Source organism: Nonomuraea sp. NPDC049158 (assembly GCF_040648335.1).
Lineage (GTDB): Bacteria > Actinomycetota > Actinomycetes > Streptosporangiales > Streptosporangiaceae > Nonomuraea.
Genome location: NZ_JBEZDM010000091.1, coordinates 1 through 1,764, shown reverse-complemented (window position 1 = coordinate 1,764; position 1,764 = coordinate 1). Strand labels below are relative to the sequence as shown.

Here is a 1,764-nt window from a genome sequence, read left to right as displayed (position 1 = left end):
CTTTGTGGTCAAGTCCTCGGCCTATTAGTACCGGTCAGCTCCACACGTTACCGTGCTTCCACCTCCGGCCTATCAACCCGGTCGTCTACCGGGAGCCTTACCCACTCTCATGGTGGGAGACCTCATCTCAAGGCGAGCTTCCCGCTTAGATGCTTTCAGCGGTTATCCCTTCCGAACGTAGCCAACCAGCCGTGCACCTGGCGGTACAACTGGCACACCAGAGGTTCGTCCGTCCCGGTCCTCTCGTACTAGGGACAGCCCCTTTCAAGTCTCCTGCGCGCGCAGCGGATAGGGACCGAACTGTCTCGCGACGTTCTAAACCCAGCTCGCGTACCGCTTTAATGGGCGAACAGCCCAACCCTTGGGACCTACTCCAGCCCCAGGATGCGACGAGCCGACATCGAGGTGCCAAACCATCCCGTCGATATGGACTCTTGGGGAAGATCAGCCTGTTATCCCCGGGGTACCTTTTAGCCGTTGAGCGACACCGCTTCCACACGCCGATGCCGGATCACTAGTCCCAGCTTTCGCTCCTGCTCGACCCGTCAGTCTCACAGTCAAGCTCCCTTGTGCACTTACACTCAACACCTGATTGCCAACCAGGCTGAGGGAACCTTTGGGCGCCTCCGTTACCCTTTAGGAGGCAACCGCCCCAGTTAAACTACCCACCAGACACTGTCCCCGATCCGGATCACGGACCAGAGTTAGACGTTCAAAACGACCAGAGTGGTATTTCACCAATGACTCCACCATCACTAGCGTGACAGCTTCCCAGTCTCCCACCTATCCTACACAAGACGCTCCAAACGCCAATGTCAAGCTGTAGTGAAGGTCCCGGGGTCTTTCCGTCCTGCTGCGCGTAACGAGCATCTTTACTCGTAGTGCAATTTCGCCGGGTCTGCGGTTGAGACAGCGGGGAAGTCGTTACGCCATTCGTGCAGGTCGGAACTTACCCGACAAGGAATTTCGCTACCTTAGGATGGTTATAGTTACCACCGCCGTTTACCGGCGCTTAAGTTCTCACCTTCGCCAACCCGAAGATCGGCTAAGCAGTCCCCTTAACGTTCCGGCACCGGGCAGGCGTCAGTCCGTATACATCGTCTTACGACTTCGCACGGACCTGTGTTTTTAGTAAACAGTCGCTTCCCCCTGGCCACTGCGACCCCCACCAGCTCACAGAGCTAGCCTGATCACCAGCAGAGGTCCCCCTTCTCCCGAAGTTACGGGGGCAATTTGCCGAGTTCCTTAACCGCAGTTCACCCGATCGCCTTAGTATTCTCTACCTGACCACCTGAGTCGGTTTAGGGTACGGGCCGCCACAACACTCACTAGAGGCTTTTCTCGGCAGCATAGGATCATCCACTTCACCACAATCGGCTCGGCATCACATCTCAGGCAAAAGGAACGCGGATTTGCCTACGTTCCGCCCTACATGCTTACCCCAGGACAACCATCGCCTGGGCTGGACTACCTTCCTGCGTCACCCCATCGCTTACCTACTACCCGATCGGATCGAGCGTTCAGCCTCACCCCTAGTCCCGAAGGACATCAGAGGACTTAAGGACTCTTAGCATCACGAGGTTCGATATGGGCGCATTGAAGCGGGTACGGGAATATCAACCCGTTGTCCATCGACTACGCCTGTCGGCCTCGCCTTAGGTCCCGACTTACCCTGGGCGGATTAGCCTGCCCCAGGAACCCTTGGTCATCCGGCGCGAGGGTTTCTCACCCTCGATTCGCTACTCATGCCTGCATTCTCACTCG

General features: G+C 57.1%; 1 rRNA gene. It reads right to left on the bottom strand.

The features are described 5' to 3' along the window. Window positions 1-4: 4 nt before the first annotated feature. A 23S ribosomal RNA gene (locus AB0B61_RS57415) occupies window positions 5-1,764 on the bottom strand; the annotation flags it as partial.